The 23,171-nt window shown below is 61.9% G+C and carries 21 protein-coding genes and 3 pseudogenes; 14 read left to right on the top strand and 10 right to left on the bottom strand.

Annotation, left to right across the window (positions count from 1 at the left end; genetic code table 11):
* Nucleotides 1–137: 137 nt before the first annotated feature.
* The 4 genes and pseudogenes from ACXHGZ_RS11070 (at nucleotide 138) to ACXHGZ_RS11085 (ending at nucleotide 2,053) form a co-directional block, all read left to right on the top strand.
* Entirely contained in the window at nucleotides 138–455 is a 318-nt protein-coding gene (locus ACXHGZ_RS11070) for a type II toxin-antitoxin system PrlF family antitoxin (RefSeq protein WP_480463839.1), read from the top strand.
* Nucleotides 455–916, top strand: a complete 462-nt coding sequence (locus ACXHGZ_RS11075) for a type II toxin-antitoxin system YhaV family toxin (protein ID WP_480463841.1) — start codon at nucleotides 455–457, stop codon at nucleotides 914–916. The genes ACXHGZ_RS11070 and ACXHGZ_RS11075 overlap by 1 nt, the downstream gene beginning before the upstream one ends.
* Nucleotides 917–966: 50 nt before the next feature.
* Nucleotides 967–1,639: pseudogene (locus tag ACXHGZ_RS11080) on the top strand (DUF6861 domain-containing protein); the annotation flags it as partial.
* A 96-nt stretch (nucleotides 1,640–1,735) separates the two neighbouring features.
* Nucleotides 1,736–2,053 (top strand): hypothetical protein, encoded by a 318-nt coding sequence (locus ACXHGZ_RS11085; RefSeq protein ID WP_480464035.1) that lies wholly within the window; start codon nucleotides 1,736–1,738, stop codon nucleotides 2,051–2,053.
* A 46-nt stretch (nucleotides 2,054–2,099) separates the two neighbouring features.
* On the opposite strand, the pseudogene ACXHGZ_RS11090 reads toward ACXHGZ_RS11085, so the two are convergent.
* Nucleotides 2,100–2,498, bottom strand: a pseudogene (locus tag ACXHGZ_RS11090) (ADP-ribosylglycohydrolase family protein); the annotation flags it as partial.
* Nucleotides 2,499–2,795: 297 nt separating this feature from the next.
* Here ACXHGZ_RS11090 and ACXHGZ_RS11095 point away from each other — a divergent pair.
* The 3 genes and pseudogenes from ACXHGZ_RS11095 to ACXHGZ_RS11105 all read left to right on the top strand — a co-directional run.
* Nucleotides 2,796–3,164 (top strand): annotated as a pseudogene (locus ACXHGZ_RS11095) (IS66 family transposase); the annotation flags it as partial.
* Between the two features lie 393 nt (nucleotides 3,165–3,557).
* A complete protein-coding gene (locus ACXHGZ_RS11100; RefSeq protein ID WP_480463842.1) occupies nucleotides 3,558–3,932 on the top strand; it encodes a hypothetical protein in 375 nt (124 codons plus the stop codon).
* Nucleotides 3,933–4,235: 303 nt separating this feature from the next.
* Complete coding sequence (locus ACXHGZ_RS11105; protein WP_084858051.1) at nucleotides 4,236–4,466, top strand: hypothetical protein; 231 nt, start codon at nucleotides 4,236–4,238, stop codon at nucleotides 4,464–4,466.
* A gap of 3 nt (nucleotides 4,467–4,469) precedes the next feature.
* On the opposite strand, the gene ACXHGZ_RS11110 is transcribed toward ACXHGZ_RS11105, so the two are convergent.
* Nucleotides 4,470–5,186, bottom strand: a complete 717-nt coding sequence (locus ACXHGZ_RS11110; protein WP_084858052.1) for a response regulator transcription factor — start codon at nucleotides 5,184–5,186, stop codon at nucleotides 4,470–4,472.
* Between the two features lie 178 nt (nucleotides 5,187–5,364).
* Here ACXHGZ_RS11110 and ACXHGZ_RS11115 point away from each other — a divergent pair, with 178 nt between their 5' ends.
* From ACXHGZ_RS11115 to ACXHGZ_RS11130, 4 genes are all read left to right on the top strand, one after another.
* Nucleotides 5,365–5,628 carry a hypothetical protein gene (locus tag ACXHGZ_RS11115; protein ID WP_084858053.1) on the top strand — a complete coding sequence of 88 codons (264 nt, stop codon included), beginning with the start codon at nucleotides 5,365–5,367 and terminating at the stop codon, nucleotides 5,626–5,628.
* Nucleotides 5,629–5,967: 339 nt separating this feature from the next.
* Entirely contained in the window at nucleotides 5,968–6,657 is a 690-nt protein-coding gene (aqpZ, locus tag ACXHGZ_RS11120; RefSeq protein ID WP_480463843.1) for an aquaporin Z, read from the top strand.
* A 162-nt stretch (nucleotides 6,658–6,819) separates the two neighbouring features.
* Nucleotides 6,820–7,839, top strand: coding sequence for a FecR family protein (locus ACXHGZ_RS11125; RefSeq protein WP_480463845.1), 1,020 nt, complete (start codon nucleotides 6,820–6,822; stop codon nucleotides 7,837–7,839).
* A gap of 18 nt (nucleotides 7,840–7,857) precedes the next feature.
* Nucleotides 7,858–10,188, top strand: a complete 2,331-nt coding sequence (locus ACXHGZ_RS11130) for a CHASE2 domain-containing protein (RefSeq protein WP_480463847.1) — start codon at nucleotides 7,858–7,860, stop codon at nucleotides 10,186–10,188.
* Here the strand turns inward: ACXHGZ_RS11130 and ACXHGZ_RS11135 are convergent.
* The 4 genes from ACXHGZ_RS11135 to ACXHGZ_RS11150 all read right to left on the bottom strand — a co-directional run bounded on the left by ACXHGZ_RS11135 (nucleotide 10,172) and on the right by ACXHGZ_RS11150 (nucleotide 15,700).
* Nucleotides 10,172–11,755 carry an MFS transporter gene (locus ACXHGZ_RS11135; RefSeq protein ID WP_480463848.1) on the bottom strand — a complete coding sequence of 528 codons (1,584 nt, stop codon included), beginning with the start codon at nucleotides 11,753–11,755 and terminating at the stop codon, nucleotides 10,172–10,174. The two genes, ACXHGZ_RS11130 and ACXHGZ_RS11135, sit on opposite strands and share 17 nt — an antisense overlap.
* Nucleotides 11,756–11,830: 75 nt before the next feature.
* Nucleotides 11,831–13,810: an amidohydrolase gene (locus ACXHGZ_RS11140; RefSeq protein ID WP_480463849.1), complete on the bottom strand. Its 1,980-nt coding sequence runs from the start codon at nucleotides 13,808–13,810 to the stop codon at nucleotides 11,831–11,833.
* A 166-nt stretch (nucleotides 13,811–13,976) separates the two neighbouring features.
* Nucleotides 13,977–14,630, bottom strand: a complete 654-nt coding sequence (locus ACXHGZ_RS11145; RefSeq protein WP_480463850.1) for a hydrolase — start codon at nucleotides 14,628–14,630, stop codon at nucleotides 13,977–13,979.
* Between the two features lie 116 nt (nucleotides 14,631–14,746).
* The gene (locus ACXHGZ_RS11150; protein ID WP_480463852.1) at nucleotides 14,747–15,700 is read right to left on the bottom strand and encodes a LysR family transcriptional regulator; all 954 of its coding nucleotides are present in this window, start codon (nucleotides 15,698–15,700) and stop codon (nucleotides 14,747–14,749) included.
* A gap of 132 nt (nucleotides 15,701–15,832) precedes the next feature.
* On the opposite strand from ACXHGZ_RS11150, the gene ACXHGZ_RS11155 reads away from it, so the two are divergent.
* The 3 genes from ACXHGZ_RS11155 (at nucleotide 15,833) to ACXHGZ_RS11165 (ending at nucleotide 18,803) form a co-directional block, all read left to right on the top strand.
* Nucleotides 15,833–16,744, top strand: coding sequence for a helix-turn-helix domain-containing protein (locus tag ACXHGZ_RS11155; protein ID WP_480463853.1), 912 nt, complete (start codon nucleotides 15,833–15,835; stop codon nucleotides 16,742–16,744).
* A gap of 72 nt (nucleotides 16,745–16,816) precedes the next feature.
* A complete protein-coding gene (locus ACXHGZ_RS11160) occupies nucleotides 16,817–17,383 on the top strand; it encodes an antibiotic biosynthesis monooxygenase (RefSeq protein WP_480463855.1) in 567 nt (188 codons plus the stop codon).
* A 124-nt stretch (nucleotides 17,384–17,507) separates the two neighbouring features.
* Nucleotides 17,508–18,803, top strand: a complete 1,296-nt coding sequence (locus tag ACXHGZ_RS11165; protein ID WP_480463856.1) for an OprD family outer membrane porin — start codon at nucleotides 17,508–17,510, stop codon at nucleotides 18,801–18,803.
* A 104-nt stretch (nucleotides 18,804–18,907) separates the two neighbouring features.
* Here ACXHGZ_RS11165 and ACXHGZ_RS11170 read toward each other — a convergent pair whose 3' ends face one another.
* From ACXHGZ_RS11170 to pgaB, 4 genes are all read right to left on the bottom strand, one after another.
* Nucleotides 18,908–19,180, bottom strand: coding sequence for a PA2433 domain-containing protein (locus ACXHGZ_RS11170; protein WP_480463858.1), 273 nt, complete (start codon nucleotides 19,178–19,180; stop codon nucleotides 18,908–18,910).
* Between the two features lie 216 nt (nucleotides 19,181–19,396).
* Nucleotides 19,397–19,849: a poly-beta-1,6-N-acetyl-D-glucosamine biosynthesis protein PgaD gene (gene pgaD, locus ACXHGZ_RS11175; RefSeq protein WP_480463860.1), complete on the bottom strand. Its 453-nt coding sequence runs from the start codon at nucleotides 19,847–19,849 to the stop codon at nucleotides 19,397–19,399.
* Complete coding sequence (gene pgaC, locus ACXHGZ_RS11180) at nucleotides 19,846–21,177, bottom strand: poly-beta-1,6-N-acetyl-D-glucosamine synthase (RefSeq protein ID WP_480463862.1); 1,332 nt, start codon at nucleotides 21,175–21,177, stop codon at nucleotides 19,846–19,848. The genes pgaD and pgaC overlap by 4 nt, the downstream gene beginning before the upstream one ends.
* Nucleotides 21,174–23,171 (bottom strand): poly-beta-1,6-N-acetyl-D-glucosamine N-deacetylase PgaB, encoded by a 1,998-nt coding sequence (pgaB, locus tag ACXHGZ_RS11185; RefSeq protein WP_480463864.1) that lies wholly within the window; start codon nucleotides 23,169–23,171, stop codon nucleotides 21,174–21,176. Before pgaB ends, pgaC begins: the two co-directional genes overlap by 4 nt.

A 23,171-nucleotide genomic window follows, 5' to 3' on the forward strand; every position in this document is an offset into this window, starting at 1 on the left:
CTGTCCCTGGAAGTGTGTAACTCATCTTGCGGCGCTATTGAGCGTCCTCCCCGCCCATGCTTGATCAGCAGAAAACCAAGATTGACCAAGTAAGGATTATTCCTTACCATCCAATCAATACATCCGGGAGAATACTCATGCCTGCCATCCACGAAATCGCCACATTGACCTCGAAGGGGCAGGTCACACTGCCCAAATCCGTTCGCCAGCTACTGGGCATTGACACAGGTGGCAAGATTGCATTCGACGTACGCGGGGGTGAAATCGTGGTCAGCCGCGTAGATACCATCCATGAAGACCCTGCTATCGGTGCTTTCCTGGGTTTGCTGGAGGCTGATATCCGAAGCGGACGCAACATCACCGCTCTGCCGGAGGACCTGGCGCAAACCATGCTCGCCAACGCAAACCACTCCGTAAACCTGGACGAAGATATCGATGGTGAGGTCGCGATCTGATGCTGCGACATGGCTGGACGCTGCTGTTCCATGAAGGTGTGACTTTACAGCTACGCAAATTGCAAGAAGCCGCCGCCCGGGCCGAGCAGAACGACCCGCAAGGTTTTGAGAGCAACGCCAACGTCAAACTGTTTCGGGCATTGAGCCATCTGATCATGGAGGCTGTGCCTGCCGACCCGGGCCGTGATGAGTTCCGCCAAGGCAACACGCTGGGCACCGCCTACCGACATTGGCGGCGGGTAAAAATCGGTAGGCGCTTTCGGCTGTTCTTTCGCTATGACTCAAGATCCAAGGTTATCGTCTATGCATGGGTAAACGACGAAAACACCCTACGGTCTGCAGGCAGCAAATCCGATCCCTACGCCGTATTCGAGAAGATGTTGGGCCGTGGCCACCCTCCTGATGACTGGGATACGCTGATTGCAGCTGCGCGTAGCGACTGGCGCGAGTCCAAGCCATAAGCTGCGCGCCTTAATGAGGGGGACACCTACTACTTCTCCTCGAGGCGTCCGCCTGGGACGGATTCAGCCGGCGGGTGAGCAATGGCGCCAACCAGGCTCATGGCTACCTCGGCGGGCAGCGCATCGACAACGTGCGCCAGGCCATGGCGCTGTCCTATCCGATCATCCAGGACAACCTCAAGCGCAAGTGGTCCTCGATCGGCATTGACCAGATCCTGCCGGTACTGCTGCAACTGGTCAAAGAGGTGTCGATGATCCTCGGCGGCAGCGTGGCGGTGGGCTCGCTCGCTGGCGGCGTGGCCGGGGCGTTCGCCTTTGGTGTCGGCGCGGCGCCAGGCGCGGTGGCCGGTGCCGGTATCGGCCTGCAGGTCGGCAACCTGAATCCTCATGGGCCTGGGGTTGTCCGCCATCGCCGAGTATTTCTATCAAGGCTTGCCAGCGCGCCTGTCGACCTTGCAGCAAGGCATGGCCACGGCCTGGTTTGCCGAAGATGGCCTCAAGCCTGCTGGCCTGGACCCAAGCGGAGGTTCCGCGGCGCAGGCTCAGGAGCGTGTCGAACGCGCGGCACGCCAGCTTGCTCGCAGGCAGGAGCAGTCGGTGCTGCTGTTACTGACGGCCATCGTCACGTATCTGACCCGGGGGCAGATGAAGGCCGGCATCATGAGCAGCATGGAAAACATTGCCATACGTAGCGCCCGATTGCAGGCCGAAATGTCCAACAAACTCACGCAGCGGCGAAGCGATGCAGTACCTCACGCCCAATCGCGGCGAATGGGGCACTCCGAAACTAATGGGCACCATCTCCAACTAGGGCTGACCATGAACACCGAAACACTCAAACAGAAGTCACTCAAGCTTCGCTTGATCATCGACAGCCTGAAGGCGCAAGACCCTGCCGCGATGAAGCTTAGCGTCGAACTGGAGCCACTACTGAAGGCGGCAGATCAGGAACGCATCCGCACTCCGATGGAATGGCGCGACATCCCCGGGCGCTACCTGTTCACCGAAGAAGGGCTGCAGCAGTACGCCGATCTCGAGCACGCCTTCGCCGAGCTCCGTATCGAGCTGACGGGAGGCGAATCCCCTACCCTGCGCAAGCTCAAGGCGCACATGGGGGAGAAGCCTCCGCAGGGATGAAGGAAATGCTTGCGCGCATGATCCTGTCATCCTGGAGTCTCAGTGATCAATGACGCTGGTACTTCGGCCCGACATCAGTGGGCCGACCTACCTCACTGAGAAGTTCTCTGAGCTGGTCGTACGTGAGCTCGTCTAGCTCATCACCTGGTGGCGCACGCTCAAATAGCCGGCTCGCCAAATCACAAATATGCTGTGACCAGGCCGCCTTGGCCACCCAGTCAGGCGGCATGCCCGACACGCCATACAAGGCTCCGGCAATCTGCCCCGCCGTCGCCGCCACACTGTCGGCTTCATCGGCAAGATTGGCCGCCAACAGAATCGCATCCCTGAAATTGTCCGTATTCCACGCCGCCCAGAGCGCTGCTTCCAAGATACAACGTAAGGGATCCATCATCCCCACATTCCAAGTGTCCATCTGATTCCCGGTGCTGCGCTCCCGATTTCTTTCTGGAGCCAGCCCGCCATGATGCGCCCCGACAGCAAAGTCGAAAAAGTCTTCCTCTACCCTAAGCCCGTGGACTTTCGAAAATCCATTGATGGTCTCACTGTTCTGGTTGAGTTGGATATCAAAGTCGCGGTATTCGACCCCGTACTTTTCGTGTTCCTCAATAAAGCTCGCAACCGTATCAAGGTGTTGTTCTGGGAGCGCAACGGCTTCTGCCTTTGGCTCAAGCGCCTCGAAGCCGAGCGTTTCAAAACCTCGCCCGATGACCTTCCTGACGACCCTGCCGCGCTCAAATAACTGCTTGCGCAGTTGTTGGCCGAGCGCACGGTCGACAAAGGCCAGATCGTCGATCTTAAAGAACAGGTCAAGCTGCTGCGCGACCGATTGTTCAATCGCAAGTCCGAGCAAACCGTCGAATCCAACACGCCCCAACTGGCGTTGTTCAACGAACCCGAAAGCCAGTGGGTACCTGCCGCGGATGAGGCCGACGAAGAAGTTGTTGCGCCGACCATGCAGCGCGGCAAACGCAAACCACTGTCGGCTGACCTGCCACGCATTGAAGTCATTCATGACTTGCCCGAGCACGAACTGACTTGCGCCTGCGGTTGCCGCAAACACGTGATTGGCGAGCAAACCAGCGAACAACTCGACATCGTGCCGATGCAGAGGTCGCGGTAGGAATGGCAGTCGCCTGCCCCCCCCCCGCGCAGATCCGTACGTGCAGAATTACCGCATACGGCTCCTGCCTTGGGTTTTGACGCCTAAGCGCGTTATGGGATAAGGATGCATTCTTAGCTCACGCGGGTAAGGAATGATCAACCTTGCCAGCGCAGTCATACGCTCCCAATTCAACCGGTGTCGTTGACTCCGTCGTTTGAGGGCCTGCCTCCATGCTCCGATAACTTCACGGCGAAAAGCATCGAGCCGTTTTGTGTTACCGGGAACATGGTAGTAATGTTCTTCGGCGATCCCGACAGTCTCTGAGACTCATCGGCCCCGCGGATCTACGACCTGATCGATTGAAGGCGCTCAGTGCAACGGGTTGAAGGTGCCTATTGAATGGAAAGAGTCGACATGGAAGAAATAGAAACGATCACCGCCCCAGGCGGCATGTTCGCGGTCAGGGTCGAGGCCTGGGAAGCGCGCAATACCCAGTGGGTGTATGTGCCAACGCTCCTCGACGTGCACACCCAGGCTGTCATCTTCACATTCGCCGACCCTCGTTGGTCCATGGACCGCGTCACTTGGCACGGCGATGCAGTCGCGCACTTCGTGCTTCGCAAGTTTCCGGGCGACCATCGTCCTGCTGCGCTGGAGCTTGTGGTCGACTGCGCCAAGCGTACGGCGGTCGTGGGGGCTGGCACCGCATGCACGCTCGCCGAGATCGAGCAGGCTCTGGAGGCTGCGTTCGAGAAAAAGCCAAGTAGGCCCTGAGGCTCAATCGGCCAGCCATTAGTTCTTCATCGAAGCCAGCACTTCGATGACCCAAGCGCAGGCACTATCTATCGCCCCGATAATCCCGCTCAATAATCAAGCGAGTCGATAATCTGAATCGCTCCAGATTGTTTTTTATCGACCTGCCTTTGCATCACCCTTGGCTCCACAAGCGAAACCCGGAGCCACCACCATGGGCACGACCCTTCTCCACTCACTCAAGCAAGGCGCCTACCTGGCGATCCTAGGCTACACCCTGCTCGTCCTCGTCGCGTTGGCCGCCAATACCCAGGGGCTGGCATCGTGAGCGCCGGGTCATTCTGGGTGATTGCGTTCTTCGTGTTCATCAACAACGGCTGCTCGCTGCTGGGCTGCGGAGATCGTTCGGTAGGCGCCGTGGCACGGGGCATCGAATCTCGCACGGAAATCGCCAACGCCATCACGCTACAGCGGGCGCAGAAAGCCAATGCCGGTGGCCGGCCACCAGACGATGGGCAGGAGCCCTCGACGATCTTCCTGACGCTTCGTGCCTGACGCTCACTCGCCCGCCGCCACGCGCTCCAGCCGATAGCCGTATCCGTAGATGGTCAGCAATTGCCAACCGCGCTCGGCACTCAACCCGAGCTTGTTGCGCAGGCGATAGATATGCGTATCCAGTGGCCGTGAGGAGAGCACTTCTTCGTGGGGCCAGAAACGCTCGTAGAGGTACTCACGCGACAATGGGCGGCCCAGGTTGGCGAACAGGCAGCGGGCCAGGCGGTACTCCCGTTCGGTCAGGTTGATCGGTGCGCCGGCGCGGGTCACGGTCAGCTCGGCATCATCGAAACGCAGATCGTTGAAGGTCTGTACTTCATTTTGCGCCGGACGTGTCGGCGCATGGCGGCGCAGCACGGCCCCCACCCGTGCTTTCAGTTCGTTGGGCCGGAACGGCTTGCTGACGTAGTCGTCGGCCCCGCAGTTCAGCGCCTGCACGATGTCCTGCTCGGTGTCACGGCTGGTCAGCATGATCACCGGCGGCGGTGCGTCGAGGTGCTCGCGGCTCCAGCGCAGTACTTGCAGGCCGCTCACATCTGGCAACTGCCAGTCGAGCACCAAGAGGTCGAAGGTTTCCCGCTTCAGTTGCCTGAGCAGGTCCTCGCCACGCATGAAGCGATGCACGACCCAGGCTTGTTCGCCGTGCGCGGGTATCTGCTGCAGGGTGTGCTCGACCCGATCCAGTTCGGCCGGCTCATCGTCCAGTATCGCGATACGCATGAAAAAACTTGTCCTGTTCCAATGGGCCAGCGCCCTGTTTTCGCTCCATGAACGGTGGATCACGAATCTGAAGAATTGTGGCGGATCAGGCGGGTCGCAACCAGCCCTTGATAGCCTGATCTCAAATCGCCATCGGGCCAGATACAGCACCGGCCTGACCGTTCAAGGAGCAACAGCCATGGGTTCTCGGCCAATTCGTCAACGTATGCGTGACATCAACCTGCGAGCCCTCGCCGCGGTTTCCTGCATGGCCTTGCTCCTGGGCATCGGCTCGAGCAGCCATACGCAGGCGCCCGCCTTGGCGTCGGTGGTCGGCCAAGGCACTGCCAGCCCCGCCTTCGCCGCCCCGCTGGGTCTCGACTCGCGCCCCCATGTGCGTGGCGACCTATGGGAAGTCAGCGGCGCTGTCAGCGTGCAGGATGACCCGCGCTGGGTATTTTGAATCGGCCGAATCTGAAATATCAGCGAAAGAATCTGAAGAAATATGGCAAATCCCGCAGCAGCTGAAGCCCGCTTGGTAGATTGCCAACCGTTGAGCAGGACGAGGGGCAAATGGACGGCCCCGACACACGGATGTGTAAACCTACTTCACCAACGGGACGAGGCAACTCGAACCCGGGTCAGGGCCGATAAAGGATGATCGCCCCAGGCAACCGAGCCGCTTCCTCCCTGGGCCGGCTCCGACACAAGGACGTGTCATCTCCTCTTCCCCTCCCGAGCCATTCCAACCACTGGATGACGCGTTGCGCGTTTCACCTCTGGATCTGACAAGGACCTCATCATGAAAGCATACGGAGCCGAGTTCTTCGGCACTTTCTGGCTGGTACTGGGCGGTTGCGGCAGCGCCGTCCTCGCCGCCGGTGTACCGGAACTGGGTATCGGCTACCTCGGCGTCGCCCTGGCCTTCGGCCTCAGCGTACTGACCATGGCCTATGCCATCGGCTCGATCTCCGGCGCGCACCTGAACCCGGCCGTGTCCATTGGCCTGTGGGTCGGCGGACGCTTCCCCGCCAGCCAACTGCTGCCCTACATCGTCGCCCAGGTGCTCGGCGGCCTCGCCGCCGGGGGCGTGCTGTACCTGATCGCCAGCGGCAAGGCCGGCTTCGACCTGGCTGCCGGCTTCGCCTCCAACGGCTACGGCGAGCACTCCCCAGGTGGTTATGCGCTGCAGGCGGCGCTGATCAGCGAGGTAGTACTGACTGCACTGTTCCTGCTGATCATCCTTGGCGCCACCTCCAAGCGTGCGCCCCAGGGCTTTGCACCGATCGCCATCGGCCTGACCCTGACCCTGATCCACCTGATCAGCATCCCGGTCACCAACACCTCGGTGAACCCGGCACGCAGCACCGCGGTGGCGCTGTACGTCGGTGACTGGGCCATCGCCCAGCTGTGGCTGTTCTGGGTCGCGCCGATCCTGGGGGCCGTGCTCGGTGCCCTGGCCTACCGCCTAGGCGGCGACAAGAACGATTGAGCCGATGCGCCTGGCACTGCGCCAGGCGCAATTGCCAGAGAAGGCTGAGGGCGCTTCGTGCGCCCGATGGTGCTGCAAGGATTGCGAAACCGGCGCTCGATCAGGCAGATTGCAACCTGACCGGATCGCCAGCGATACCTGACCCGCTGCCCAGTGAAGCCCATGACTGCCCTCCTCTTTGCTTCGAACCTTGTTTCCCTGCCGCTGCGCCCTGCCGGCCTCGCCCTGGCGTTCGGCGGCCTGCTGACGCTGCTTGCCGGCCCTGCACCGGCCGCCCCGGCCAAGACCGAACGGCCGCCGTACATCGAACTGGGCCAGGCGTGCCTGCCCCAGCCGCTGCCCGCGAGCGTGCTGTACCTTGCAGGCGATGCCTGGAAGGTCGACGCCAAAGGTAACCAGACCCCGCTCGAAGAAGGCATGGCCATCGACGAGCAGGAAGGCGTGAAAACCTCCCCTACCGCCTTCGTCAGCCTGCTGCTCGGCGATGGCAGCCGCATCGTCCTGCCCTCGAGCTCGCACGTCACCCTGCACCTCGATGAACAGAAAGGAATCGCGCAAGTCGCCCTGCGCGCGGGTCAGGTCGAATCCTATGTCCTGAAAAGAATCAGCGACCACGACCGCTTCCAAGTGCTGACGCCGGTCGGCGTGCTGGGCGTGCGCGGTACCCATTTCCGCGCACGCATCGAAGACCGGCAGGCCTTGGCCGAAGTGCTCGACGGGCGCGTCGCGGTCAACCGCGACTTGACCAACGACGACCTGCCGGTCGCCGGCAAGCGCCCGCCCCGCAAGCTGCCGCAGGCCCGCGCCGAGCCCGACGACGACGTGCTGCTCGACGCCCGCCGCGGCTTGAAGATCAAGGCACACGGCAAGCTGACCCCGGTCGACCTGCTGCCCGCCCCGCAGTTGCGCGGCCAAGGCGGTGAACACGGCCAGTCGCGCCAGTGGACGCTGTACCTGGCACCGGTCCAGGGCGCCAAGCGCTACCGCGCCCAGGTGGCCAGCGACCCGGACTTCCTGCATATCCAGCAGGAGCGCTTCTCGAGCACACCGCAGGTCAGCTTCAGCGACCTCGAGGCTGCGTTCTACCATGTGCGCCTTTCGGCCTTCGACAGTGAGGGCCTGGAAGGCCAAACCAGCGTCTACGATATTCTCTACTACCCGCGGCGCAGCGATGCGCAATAAAGGATCGGAGCTGCGCCGATGAAACCGTTCGCCCGCCAGGACGAGCCCAGCCAGGCGCAGCGCCTGTTCCACAGCCTGGTGCGTGAATGGTTGCTGGTCAGCCTGTTGCTGGTGCCGCTCACCGCACTGCTCTCGCTCGCCACCCACCTGTCGCTGAACAACCTGCTCTATGATCGCCTGCGCAGCCTCACACCATTGGCGGTCGACCCCCGTATCCTCATCGTCAACATCGACGACCGCAGCCTGCAGAGCCTCGGCCGCTGGCCCTGGCCACGCAGCGTGCACGCCGAACTGCTGGACCGCCTGACCACCGCTGGCGCGCGCAGCGTGCTGTTCGATGTGATCTTCAGCGAACCTTCCAGCAACCCGGACGAGGACCGTCAACTGGCGCAATCGCTGTGCCGGGCAGGCAACGTGCTGCTGCCGCTGCTGCGCGAAAGCATCCCGCGTCATGGCGAGCCGCCGCGGGAAATACCGCCCACCCAGACACTGACGCAGTGCGCGGCGGGTATCGGACATATCAATGTCGAAGCCGACAGCGATGGCACCCTGCGCAGCGTCTACCTGCGCGAAGGGCCGCTTGGGGCGCCGCGCCCCCTGCTCGCCTGGCAGGCCTTCGCCGGCAACCACGAAGCCGCCATGCCGGGGCTGGACACCATGCGCAACCTGCCCGGCTGGCAGCGCGACCACGCCATCCGTATTCCCTTCATCGACGCCGACGCGGGCTTCCCCAGCGTGTCGTACGTCAGTGTGTTGCGCGGCGAGGTGCCCAACGAACTGCTGCGCGACCGCCTGGTGCTGATCGGTGCCTCCGCGCCGGGTCTCGGCGACCGCTACGTCACCCCGCTCTCAGCCAGCCTGGGCACCACGCCGGGCGTGGAGATCCAGGCGAACATCCTCAACGGCCTCCTGCAACAGCGCACCAGTATCGACCTGCCACCCTGGCTGGGCGCCCTGCTCAGCGCCGCTGGCGTCGCCCTGCTCCTGGGCCTGATGCTGTTCCGCTCGCGCCATGCGCTGGCCCTGGCGTTGGCCTGCGCGGCGCTCGCCCTGGGGGGCTCTTGGGCCTTGCTGCTCAATGGGTGGTGGTGGTCGCCGCTGGCCACCTTGGTCGGCCTGCTGCTGGCCTACCTGGTCTGGAGCTGGCGCCGGCTGAACGCAGTGGTCGCCTATTTCGGCTGGGAGCTGGCGCGCCTGGACCAAGAGCCCAAGGTACTTCCCGAGCGGGCCGCCCCGCCGATGCCGGGCAACGACCCGCTGCAAAACCGCATCGCCGCCTTGGAACAGGCGATCAGCCGCACCCGCGACGCCCGCCGGTTCATGGCCGACGGCCTGGAAGGCCTGCCGGTGGCGACGCTGATCTGCGCCCCAGAAGGCCAGATCCTGCTGGCCAACCGCAAGGCGCGCGAGCTGTTCGGGCAGCCACTGCGCGGCGATGAACTGCGCGAACGCCTGGCCGAGCTCGGCCACCCGAGCCTCGCGGGCGGTGCGCGCCCGGCCCTGGAAACCCTGGAAGCGGTCGAATTCCATGACCACCGCGAGCGCGACCTGCAGGTCCACCTGGCACGCCTGCTGCCAGTGCATAGCGAAACCGCCATCGGTTGGTTGGTCAGCCTGATCGACCTGAGCGCCGAACGTGACGCCGAACGCCAACGCGCCACCCTGCTGCGTTTTCTCTCCCACGACCTGCGCGCCCCCCACTCGGCGATCCTCGCCCTGCTCGATGTCCATTCCGCCAGGGACCAGAACGAGCGGCAGGTCTACCGGCAGATTGCGCAGCAGGTCCAGCGTGCCTTGGGCTTGACCGACGCCTTCGTGCAACTGTCCAAGGCCGAGTCCGACGCCTACCACTTCGAACCGTGCATGTTCACCATGCTGGCGATGGATGCCGCCGACCAGCTCTGGCCGCTGGCGCAGCACAAACACATCGACCTGCAGCGCGACTGGGACGATACACAGGAGCCGATGGTCTGGGCCGACCCCGGCCTGCTTACCCGGGCACTGTTCAACCTGCTGGAAAACGCCGTCAAATACAGCCCGGCAGGCACACGCATCACCCTGGCTATCCATTTGCAAGGCGACTGGCTGGCCTGCCGGATCACTGACCAGGGCAAAGGTATCGCGGCGCAGGAACTGCCGCGCCTGTTCGCCCCCTACCAGCGCTTGACGTCAGCCGAGGGCAGCACCGGCCTCGGCCTGGGCCTGGCGATGGTGAAGACCGTGGTCGACCGCCATGGCGGCGAGATCGGCTGCCAGAGCCAGGTCGGCCAGGGTACGACATTCGTCATCCGCCTGCCCCTGCTACAGCAACATGCCACAGACGTTTCCGGACTCACGCGACGCCGTTGATGAAGTGCTGTATACGGACCTCCACTCCGGGGGTCTGGTATCGACGGGCCGCAGCTTCGAGCTTCAATTCGGCTCGCGTGACCCGCTGATGATGCCTCAGATGTTCCAACCAGGATTCATCGAAGAAGAACTCCAGCCACTGATTCGGGTTTTCGCTGTTTTGCACCAACCCCCATGAAATCGCTCCATTGCGCAAGCGCATCCCACGGACATGCACCATCGCGCTCTGGAAGTCGGCAGCATGCCTCGGCTCGATGTCATATTCGACGGTGACCATCACCGGGCCACGCTCCCGGTCCATCTCCTGCGCGAGAATGGGAGCGGGCCAGTGCAATGAAGGCGCCACATCATCTGCCTCGGTACTTGGCAACTTGTAGAACACGGACGCCAGCGTCCCCAGCAGCAGCACGCCACTCGCACAGATCAGGGCCAGCGAGATGCCGACATGAGTCGCGACTGTCCCCCAAAGCGTCCCGCCAGCAGCCATGCTGCCAAAGAACACCAGGATATACACCGCCAGGCCCCTGGCTCGAACCCAGGCCGGTACCGATGTTTGCGCCGCGACCTGGAAGCTCGACAGCACGGCGATCCATGCCACCCCGCTCAGGAACATGACGGGGACCAACACATACAGGTTGTCGAACGATGCCAGCGCCAGCAGTACCAAGACATAGAGGATCGTCGCCGACAGCACCAGGCGCTCGGTACCCAAGCGCTCGCGCAGGGCCGGCAGCTTCATTGCGCCCAGTACCGCACCGACGCCCACGCTGGCGAGCAAAAGGCCAAAGACCGTGGCATCGCCTTGAAGCTGGCTGCGTACCACAACGGGCAGCAAGGAGGTACCCGCACTGGCACCGATGAAGAACGCGAAGGCCCGCACCAGTACCGCTTGCAACGGACGCGAACTACGGCTGTAGCGCCAGCCTGCGCGCAAAGCCCCGAACAGCCGCTCTGCGGGCAGCACGCTCGCCACCGTTTCGCGCTTCCAGGTCATCAGAACGATGATCACTGCAAAAAACGAAAGGCCATTGAGCGCGAATGTCAGCCAGGGGCCCACCATGCTGACCAAGACACCGGCAATGGCCGGACCGGTCGCCCGTGCCAGGTTCACACCCACGCTGGACAGCGCGATGGCCGCGGGCAGGTCAGCCTTGTCCACCAGTTCCGGTGTCGTCGCGCTCCAGGCAGGCATCATCAGTGCGGTGCCAATGCCCATGCACAGGGTCAACGTCAGCAGCAGCCAGACCCCAATCGCACCGGTCAGGCTCAGGCCCGCCAGCAGTACCGCCACCGTCGCCATCCACAACTGCACCCCAAGCAGGTACCTGCGCTTGTCGACGATATCGGCCAACGCCCCTGCGGGGAGAGCCAGGAAGAACATGGGTAGCGAACCTGCGACCTGGACCAGGGCCACATGCAATGGGTTGGCAGACAGGGATGTCATCAACCAACCGGCACCGACTTCATGCATCCATGTACCGATGTTCGATGCGATGCTGGCCAACCACAGCCAGCGGAACGTCTTCTGACGCAACGGGCTCCAGGCAGACGAGACAGGCGTATTCATAAGTCAGGGCCAACCTTTCATAGAATGCTCGACGACAAGAACCGCGAGCCAGCAACCTGGCTCGCTGTCAGGGCCTCAAAACGCAAAGCACGAACAGCCGAAAGCGCCCCAGAAGCCCTGAAAATCACTGACCGGCACATTCGACCGACGCGCCCGGTCATGTTGATGCGAATGAACCGCGCAGGGCCCCACACATTGGTGCACCTGGGCCGTCAGCGGCGCGGCCGGTTTCCAATGCCCGGGGACTTTGTTCACTGGCGACCAATCCGGCATGACCGGCAGCGCAGGCGGCGAAAGCTTGTCGAACTCGGCCGCTGCATGGACGACTTTGCCATCCACCACTGTGAGCACCGACTCGAGCCATTTGATCGCCTCTTCATCGACACTGAAGAAATCAGCCGACAGCGCGATCAGGTCAGCGAACTGGCCGACCTTGATCTGCCCTTTCTTCCCTTGCTCGCTGGAGAACCAGGCACTGCCATGGGTGAAGAGCTGCAGCGCCGTTTCGCGGGAAAGGCCTTGAGGGTACAGTTCCAGCCCGCCCACCGTCTTGCCACTGACCAGCCAGTACAAGGCTGTCCATGGGTTGTAGCTGGCGACCCGCGTGGCATCGGTACCGGCCCCTACCGGTACGCCTTCTGCCAGCATGCGCTGGATCGGCGGAGTGTGCTGCGCAGCCTTGGCGCCGTAGCGGTCGACGAAGTATTCGCCCTGGAATGCCATGCGGTGCTGGATGGCAATACCACCGCCCAGCGCCCTGATACGCTCGATGTTCTGCGGGGTGACCGTCTCGGCGTGGTCGAAGAACCACGGCAGCCCATTGAACGGGATATCGCGGTTGACCTTCTCGAACACATCGAGCATGCGAGAAATGGATTCGTCATAGGTCGCATGCAGGCGGAACGGCCAACGCTGCTCCACCAGATGGCGCACCACCGGCTCCAGTTCCTGCTCCATGGTTGCCGGCAGATCCGGACGCGGCTCGAGGAAGTCTTCGAAATCGGCCGCGGAGAACACCAGCATCTCGCCAGCACCGTTGTGACGGAAGAAGTCCGAGCCGTCACCCGGCTTGACGATCTTGCTCCAGTTCTGGAAATCGCCCAGCTCTTCCTTGGGCTTCTGGGTGAACAGGTTGTAGGCGATGCGCACCGTCAACTGGCCTTTGTTGGCCAGCTCCTGGATCACCTGGTAGTCATCGGGGTAGTTCTGGAAACCGCCTCCGGCGTCGATGGCACTGGTCACGCCCAGGCGATTCAGTTCGCGCATGAACTGTCGGGTGGAGTTGACCTGGTATTCCAACGGCAACTTCGGCCCCTTGGCCAAGGTCGCGTAGAGAATCATTGCATTCGGCCGAGCGATCAGCATACCGGTCGGCTCACCGTTGGCATCACGCTGTATCTCGCCACCAGGCGGGTTGGGCGTATTACGGTCATAGCCCACAACCTTCAACGCCGCACGGTTGAGCAGCGCACGGTCATACAAGTGCAAGACGAATACCGGCGTATCGGGTGCGGCTTTGTTCAATTCCTCGAGGGTTGGCATGCGCTTTTCAGCGAACTGAAACTCTGTCCAGCCTCCGACCACCCTCACCCACTGCGGAGCCGGGGTGCGGTCAGCTTGATCCTTGAGCATCCGTAGCGCATCGGCCAGGGATGGCACACCCTCCCAGCGCAACTCCAGGTTGTAGTTCAGGCCCCCACGGATAAGGTGCAGGTGGGAGTCGTTCAGGCCAGGCACGACCGTGCGCCTGTTGAGGTCGATGGCGCGCGTGGTGTCGCTGCGCAGGGCCATGACCTCGGCATCGCTGCCTACCGCCAGGAATCGACCATCCTTGATGGCAACAGCAGTGGCACTGGGTTTGTCTGGGTCGACGGTGTGAAAACGGCCATTGAACAGTATCAGGTCGGCAGTCATGGAACCTCCTGGGTGACTGGTATGTGTCGGGTCGCTGGCAGCGGCGAACGGGAGCGACGACCAGAGCGCGCCCGCGGCACCGAGCACAGTGGTAGCGGCAAGGAAATGACGGCGGCTGTTGCTGGGTGGATCCTGTTTCATGGCGTCCTACTCGCAAAGCCGACATAAGTCGGCGTCAACAATGCAGATTAGCCGCCCTTGTGTGAACGCTCATTTTGTCCGACACGCCGTACAAGGAACTGGCAGAGTCTGCCCTCGCGCAAAAGCAGCCCACCAAGGCTTGCGGGACCCTCGGTGGGCCTTGGGATCAATGACCTTCGGAGGCGTTGAACATCGTCTTCGCGTAGATCAGCCCCAGACCATAAGCACCACCGTGGGCAATGGAGGTTTGCACGGTCTCGTTGTAGGTCTCGCCACGTGCCCAGTCACGCTGCAGCTCGAGCAGGTATTGCAACGACGTCATGGGGCGGGCACCGAGCTGGATCATGCGCTCCATGGCGTGCTGGTGGGCTTCGTGGGATACATCACCGCAGGCGTCGGCGATGACATAGACTTCGAAGCCCTGATCCAGTGCCGAAAGTGCCGGGCCAACGATACACACCGACGTCCACAGACCAGCCAGGACGATCTTCTGCTTGCCGATCTTGTTGACCTCAACGGCAATGCGCTCGTCCTCCCAGGTGTTCATGGTGGTACGGTCGATCACCTGATGATCCGGGAAGACCGAGCGGATTTCGTCGAAAATGGGGCCAGAGAAGCTTTTTTCCGCCACGGTGGTGAGGATGGTGGAAACCTGGAACTCTTTGGCCGCCTTGGATACCAGAGCCGCGTTGTTGCGCAACGACACCGCGTCGATCGACTTGGTGGCGAAGGACATCTGCGACTGATGGTCGATCATGATCAAGGTATGGTTGCTAGGATCGAGCAGGGTTTTGCCAGGCGCAGCTTTTGCAATAGCCATGAGAGATAGCCTCTGGTTGTGTTGTCGAGCACCAACTGTGTGTCAGCCGGACCAGGAGCGTCTTGCATGGATGGTCCCAATTTGCACGTTTGTGCTCTGAACAAATCAACGCAGGCTCAGTGCAAAGCGTCCTCTTTCAACCAAGGTGCCCGAGTCAGGTTGGATGCCAGGAACTCCAGCAGCAGGCTCACACGCGCAGGGCGAAGACCACTCGGCGGCGTGACCAGCTGAATGGCGATGTCCGCAAAATGCCAATCATCCAGCACCGCTACCAGCTCCCCCTTTTGCAAGGCCTCCCACACCAGGAATTCTGGTTGCAGTGCCAACCCTTGCCCAGCCAACAAGGCAGGCTGCAAAACGTCAGCGCTATTGGCACGTACGCCCCCATGCACCGGCACAGTGACTTCGCCAAGCGTCGAATGCCAGAACCGCCAACGCTCAGGTGTGGGCAGGTTGGTATAGATGAGGCACTGGTGCTGCTCCAGCTCCTTGGGATGAGCCGGACGACCGTGACGCGCCAAGTACTGTGGGCTTGCCACCAGCAGACGACGCACGGCAAAGAGCCTGCGTGACCGCAATGAGGAGTCTGGCAATTCCGCAATGCGCAATGCCATGTCATACCGGCCAGCCAACAGATCGACGACACGATCGTCCAGAGACAGCTCGAGTTCGATCTGTGGGTACTGGTGGCGAAAGACAGGCAGCAGCGGAGCGAGGTACTTAAGACCAAACGACATGGGCGCCGCCAACCGTATCGTGCCGCTGGGAGTGCTGGCTTGAAGCGTCGCCTCGGCCTCGATCGCTCGCCCCTCCTCGAGCAGATACTGAGCCCGTTCCCACATCTGCATGCCAGCCCCTGTCAACCCCAGAGAACGAGACGTGCGGTGCAAGAGGGCAATGCCCAAACGCTGTTCCAATCGCCCGATGGCCTTGGACACTGTGGGCTGCGAGATACCTAGCGCCTGCGCTGCGCCAGCAAATGAACCGCTTTTGGCCACCTGGGCAAATATCGCCCAGGCCTCCAGGTCAGGAAGATTCTTCATTAAAAAATAGAATAGATGAAATGCCATTCATTCTATTCATCGCCTTGACCGATCTCAATACTATTCTGGTGTATTCGAAAGCACTCGAAGACGAAGCCAAAAGATACAAAGCGCCCTAGCACTGCCTGGCCAGCGTGTACACCATGAAGGAGCACCTTGATGCGCTTTACCCTGCCCCCCAAGCACCCCGTTTTTGCCGGCGGCACACCCAAAAGCGCCAGGACGGGAAACTATTCCATCATCCGAAGCCGCGAAGACCATCCTGATCCCGACCTCCAGGTCAATATTCCATGCGCCGACGCATATTCGGTCATTGTCCAACTCAAGGACTTCGCCGCGCATCGCTTGTGGCGCGGCCAGGAGCTCGCCTATGTCGGCGGGCACACCCGCCAGAGTATCTCGGTGGTAGATCTCGGAGACGAAATCCGCTGCCAGCATCGGGCCGCCTACGACAACCTCAAGTTCATACTGCCGCGCGCTACGATCCAGTCGATATTCTATGAAGCTGGAGGTTCAGCGACTCAAGGGCTTGATTTGGTACAGAGCACCATCGACCCCGTTGCCTACCATCTGGCCCAGGCGTTGCTGCCGACATTGACGACACCGAGCGAAAAGAACGAACTGTTCATCGACCACGTCATGCTCGCCCTGCTGACCCACCTCGACGAGCGCTACGGCAAATCCATCCTTGCCACGGAAAAGACCAAAGGCCTTTCCCCCTGGCAGTTACGCCGAGCCAAAGAACTGATGGCCCACCATCTCTGCGAAGGGCTATCGGTAGCGTTGTTGGCAAAGGAATGCTCGCTGTCGCGCAGCTACTTTACCCGTGCCTTCAAACAAAGCACTGGGCAATCGCCCCACGAATGGCTCATGAACCTACGTATCGAAAAGGCAAAGGCCCTGATTGCGAATTCTGATTTGAAACTCGCCCAGATCGGACTGGAGTGTGGCTTCACCGACCAGGCACATTTTTCGCGTGTATTTTTCAAACAGGTCGGCATACCACCGGCTGGCTGGCGACGCTTGCAACGTCAGGGCCTCCACACCGAGCGCACATACATCCAAAACTGACACATTCCTTCAAGAAACTCGGCAACCCCAGAGCTACCGTATCCAACAACACCCTACGTAGGCGGCAGACCGATGAGCGACGACCTTCCTCAACACGACATCGCAACCTTGCTTGTACGCCATTGCGTGAAACGCGATGCCGAACAGGCGTACGAGCAATGGCTGCGCCGTACCGTCACCGCAGCGAAGCGATACCCCGGCCATTTGGGCGTCGACGTCATGCGCAACCGGGACGGTGATCAGCACCAGTTCACATCGGTGATCCGTTTCGCCACGACCGTACAACTGCAGGCGTGGCTGGACTCCGACGAACGCCGAGCGCTTGTTGCCGAAGTGACCCCACTGCTGATCGATGGTGATCGAACCGAGGCCAATGCCAACCGTGAGTTCTGGTTCACCCCCTCTGAAGAAAGTACCGTGCCTGCGCGTTGGAAACAGGCATGCGTCACCTTCCTGGTCATCCTGCCGCTAAGCTTGGGGGTGCCTTTGCTATGGCAGCCTTTATTCACTCGATGGCCCTGGCTGGGAGGATATGTCGCCAGCAACGTGCTGATCACGCTGACTATTGTCTTGTTGGTGGTCTATATCTTCATGCCGTGGGCAACACGCCTGTTCGCCACTTGGCTGAAGGGCCGATAGTCACCTGCATGAAAACACCACGAACCAGAGCAAGCTGCGCGCCCTACCGTTTCATGGGCGACCCGGGATCCTCCGCTGGCATGCTCTTGGTTGCGGTTACTCGGCGGACATATAGGCCTACATCATGATCAGCGTACGCACGTTCGCCTGCACCTGGCTGTGCCTGTTCGCGGCTCCCACCCACGCGAACGAGCCCTTGGGCGAGTGGTCATTGCTATCACGAAACTTCATGCTCGACAGTGACCTTCGCAACACCCAACCCGGAGCACCCGGCAGGCGCCGAGAATGGGCTCAAGGATTCATTGCTTCCCTGAGCTCGGCCTACACCCCAGGGACCCTAGGGCTGGGTGTCGACCTTCACGGCTTCGTGGGTATAAAGCTGGATGGCGGCCGAGGACACGCAGGGGTTGGTCTACTGCCGGTGGATAGCGATGGTCGGGCAGAATCGGAATATTCAGACGCTGGCGGGGCGCTGAAACTGAAAGTCGGAAGTACCATTGTGCGCTACGGCGAAATGCAGGTAGAGACGCCGGTCTTCGATACGGGCGACAAGCGCCTGCAACCGGAACATGCCACGGGCTGGTTCCTGGACAGTGCACTGTCGTCGGACTGGAAGCTGCAGGCAGGACGATTCACCGCATTCAAGAACCAGGCCGGCAGCTCATCGCATGAGGACTTCGAAGGCTACGGCGCTACGACTGAACATAATGCGATCAGCCTGGCGGGCCTGCTCTACAAGACCAGGCGCGAGGACTTCAACTGGGGCGCCTCCGTGTTCGGCGGGCAGCTGGAAGACGTCTGGCAACAGAGCTACCTGAATCTGAATGCCAGCACTGATGTCCTTTCGGTGGATGGCAACCTCTACAAAGTGCGCGACCTAGGGCAAGCCAAGGCGGGAAAGATCGACACCTTGGCCTACAGCATCCTGGCATCTCTCAGAATAACGAGCCACACGCTGAGCCTGGGTTATCAGAAAATTGAAGGCAGCACACCTTTTGACTTTGTCGGCGGCGACTCCATCTACCTGGCCAACTCCATCAAGTTTGCCGACTTCAACGGCCCGGGGGAGCAATCGTGGCAAGCACGGTATCAGTGGGACGCAGCAGCCGCGGGCATACCGGGCCTGACCTTCTCGACGCGCTACGTCACCGGTAAAGGTATTGACGGCACGCATGCACCTGGTGGTGGTGCATACAACCTGTTCGATCCAGATACTGGAGGCTTCGTGCCTGCACAAGGCGATGGAGGCAAGCACTGGGAGCGAGATATCGACCTGCGCTACATCGTGCAGGGCGGACCTGCCAAAGGCCTGTCAGTGGCGCTGTCGCATGTAAGCCATCGAGCCAATGAAAGCCAGGCGGGGCCTGATCTTGATCGGGTGTATGTGGTGATCGAATGGCCGCTTGAAGGTACGTTCTGACAGACAACCCCACCGGGCCGAACGTCAGCCCAAGATGGCTTGAGACGGATGCAGCCACCAAGGCGGCGACGCAGTACACATCGTCGCCCAGGCTGCCTGCGCTTCTACTTCTTTCCTCGGGCTGTGTTGTAGATGGTCTGCGCTCGATCAGCCGCGGCATTACACCCCTTGATATCACCTGCACTCTGGGCGTCCTTGGCCTGTTTCAGCAATGCCCGGAACTCCTCGACCTTCCCTCCGCCAATGGCTGCACCGTCCGTCTTATGGGTATCTTCCAACTTCTTGACCTTGGCGTTGCAATTGATCATTGCCGTGTCGTCGGCCTGTGCTCCAAAGCTTAGAAATGAAGCAATCAGAAGCGCTGTGAGGGCTTTCATGCATTGAATCCTCTATGGAAGAAACTGGAAAGTGAACTCGTCTAGCAAGTTCTGGAGAAAGCATAGCGTAGGCTACAAATACCGCTTTGCTTGGTGCCTGGTGTGGCAACAGCCTACCGCGTGCCCTTGCAAAGCAGCTTGCGGCAATGGCTGGCCGGAGCCAGCCATCGCGGAGCGGACCAGGCACAGCGAGTTCCGGGAAGAGCCGCGCCCTTCTCAGACCATGCTCGATCTCTCGCTCACCTCGAAAACAGGGTCTTCTACCCATACCAGATCGCCGATCTCATCGTTGTGCAGGACGACCACCTGCTGCGCCCTCAGGCGCCGGTAGGTTTCAGAGGTGACGCCAAAGCTTCTCATCAGCGTCCGCTCGCCGATGTCCGACACGCGTGTGCGTCGGTCGAAACGCCGGGCGCGCATTTCGTTGTACTTGGCCCAGGCGAACAGCGCCAAGCCGATCAATACGGCGCACAGCGTATAGACCATCAGGGTGCCGAAGGTATGTACCATTTGTTCCGTCAGGTCCTGCTGCGCGCCACTGCGCGATGCTTCAGCCATGGCCTTCAGGCCACGCACCAGCAGAAAGGTGAATGCTGCCCACGCCGCCAGGGTGAGCACCAGGTCGATCATCCGATGCAGCCAATGCTGCGAAGTCTTGATCAGCGTCATGCAGTAGGGTTCCTTTTGATTCCACGGTCCGGGCTGGTCCAGCGTGCGCGCTGCTGGCGCACCTTGAGCATGACCTTGGGGAAGCTGACCAAGGTGGTCATGAGGGTCACCAACCAGAAGGCGAAGGGGTACCAGATGACCCAGAACAGGTTCCTGCCCAGGCGTTTTTCGTAACGTCGCTCGATCAGCAGGCTCAAGGCGAACTGCAGCAGGCAGACCACCGCCAGCAGCATGCCGGTGAAGGCTGGCGGTACGATGCCGGCCACGCGCAATTCTGGCGGCAGCTCGACCAGATAGCCGACGCCCCACAGCAGAAGCGTCAGGGCGAAGGTGAAGGCCCAGGTCGCCGACAGGCAGAACTCGATCAGCAGCGGCCACATGTAGCGCAGGCGCCAGCGCCAGATCGTCCGGATGTTCTTGAGCAGCACCTCGGCACCGCCCTGGGCCCAGCGCAAACGCTGCTTCCACAGCCCACGCAGCGTCTCGGGCATGAGGATCCAGCACAGCGCACGCGGCTCGTAGAAGATCGACCAATGATCGAGCTGCAGCTTCCAGCTGATGTCGATGTCCTCGGTGATCATGTCCGGGCTCCAGAAGCCGACCCGATCGAGCGCGCTACGACGGAACGCCGCGACCACGCCGGAAACGGTGAAGACCCGGCCGTAGACGCGCTGGGTGCGCTTGATCAGCCCGATGATCGAGGAAAACTCGCCGACCTGGACGCGCCCGACCAACGTCGAGCGCGTGCGGATGCGGGGGTTGCCGGTGACTGCCCCGACGCGCGGGTTGTCGATCAGCGGCGCCACCAGGTAGGAGACGGCGTCAGGGTCGAGCAGTGCGTCGCCGTCGATGCACACCAGGTATTCGCTGTGCGCCGCCAAGGCGCCCATGCGCAGCGCCACCGCCTTGCCCTGGTTCTGCGCCAGGTGCAGCACCCGCAGGCGCGGATGCTGCACGGCCAGGGCGTCGAGCACCTCGCGGGTATCGTCCTTGGAGCCATCATTGATGGCGATCACCTCTACATGTTCATAGCGCTGCGCCAAGGCCGCGCCGATGGTTTCCCGCGCGTTCGGGCCTTCGTTGTAGCAAGGGATGAGAATGCTCACCAGCGGGTTGCCACTGAGCCCAGGCACGCCCTGGCGCCACGGCCAATGGCGCTCCCAGTGCAGCCAGAAATAGGTGCCGCCGGCCATCCACAACGCCGACATGAACAGCGGGTAGAAAAACACGAAGTTAAGCAACAGTTCACCCGTGACGACCAGCGCCATTCCAACGGGGGCGCCCAGTATCACCACCAGGATCAGCAGGGCTACGATTCGATCGGTCATAGTTTCGGATACCAGGAAGAGGAGAAGGCAGCACGTGTGGTTTCAAGGCCGGGCTGGTCGTTGAAGAAGTCGTCCGGGTAGTAGCCGTAGTGGCGCACGCCGTTCCAACGCAGGCGCTTCGCCCACTCGGCCAATTGCCGTGCCTCGATCGGTGCCTCATGGCCCGGGCGCCAGTCACGCGCTTGCAGTTCGAATACACTGCGCTCCAGCGCACCCGGGCGCTTGGCCACCTGCTGCACCAACCGGTCAAGCCAGGCGTTCGATGCTTCCAGCGTCTCCCCTTCCATCAGTGGCATGGCCATCGGCGCCGTCCAGTCGTAGGTGGCGAGGAAGTCGTCGAGGTTCTGCGCGAACCAGGTTTCGGCCTGCGGGTCGAGAATCGGCTGGGCGAAGATGTTGCGCGCCGTCAGCACCTGTGGCCCACGGATCGCCCGGACCTTGGCCGCCAGCTCGCGGGTCAGGTCGATCAGGTAGCGGCTCTTGTAGCGTGTCCAGCGCTGCAGGGTCTGTTCGTCGCCGCGCAATGCATGCAGGTCGCCCGGCAAGCCGGCCTGGCGATAGGCCGCCAGGGCGCCGGGGCTGGCATCCTCGAAGTCCGACAGCACCGCATCGTCATGGAACAGGATGCCCTGGAAGCTGGCGTGCTTGGCCAGGTCTTCGTAGATCTCGCCGATCTGCTGGCGCACCCGCGGATCGAACGGCGACAAACGCCGGTATTGATCCGGGGCGACCGCCACGCTGCCGGTCTGCGGGTCCCAGGCCTGCACCCGCGGCAAGGCGTCGTCCAGTTCGAAGGCCAGGACCGGCATCCATGCATAGACGCTGGCACCTGCCCGGGTGCGCAGTTGCCAGGCGACACGGTTGAACAGGTCCGCACGCATCGGCAGGTGCCGGTTGGGGAAGTACAGGGCGTGGATGTTACCGTCGCCCTTCGGGTCGGCGAAGGCCTGCAGGAACACGGTGTTGACGCCCAGGTCGGCGATCCGCTGCACCAGTGTGCCGACATTGGCGTCGGTGCGCGCAGGGTCAGGGTCGTAGACATAGTCCAGGTCGACATGGGCAACGCGCAGCGGGCCTTGCTCCTGCACGCTGTTGATGTCGGCGGCGAAGGTGCGCATCTCCGGGTCGCCATTGACCAGGTAGCGCGGCACGCTCATCAGGTCGTCCACGCTACCAAGGCCGTCGTCGAGCGTCAGCGCCAGGCCATAGCCATGCTCGCCCACGATCTGCAGGGTAGTGCCGCCGGCGGCACCGTAGGGCCAGACCCACACGCGCGGGGCCTTGCCAGTGATGGCCTTGAGCGTGGCGCTGATGGCAGCGACGTCCGTGTCCAGGCGCTGGTGTAGCTCGGCGTCGGTCTCGTAGCGCTGCTCCTTGGCCAGGTACAGGCGGTTGGCCACCGCCGGAAGCGTATTGCCCTGGGGGTTGGCCAGCAGGCCAAGGTGCGACGCGTAGGTGTGTGCGCCGATCTCCACCAGGTTCGACTGCGCCAACTCACGCACCTGCTCCACCGTCAGGAAACGCTCGCGCGGGGTGGGCAAGCCGCCAAAGTCCACCGCCCGGTTCGGCGCAGTCTTGAGCCAGACACCCACCGGCGCCATGATCGCCGGCCATCCATAGGCCTTGAGTATCGGCAGCACGCGGCTATGGAAGCTGCTGTAGCCATCATCGAAACTGAGCAACAGCGGCTTGTCCGGCAATGGCGCGCGGCCTTCACGAGCGGCGATGATCTGATCGACGGAGACGGCCTGGAAACCTTGCTCGCGCAGCCATGCCAACTGGTCGATCAGGTGAGCGGTACGGGTGGTGATGTAGGCCTGGTTGCTGTCGATGTCATCCACATCGTGGTAGGCCAGGGTCAACAGGCGACCGGACGGCCAAGGCGACTCGCTGATGGCCACCGGGCGCTCCTTGGGTGCAACGAAGGGCGGCGCTTCGGCGGCGCAGCCGGTCAACAGCGCGGCCAGGCAGAGAATGCGAAACAAGACATTCAT

It is taken from the genome of Pseudomonas shiyinii (assembly GCF_056725765.1).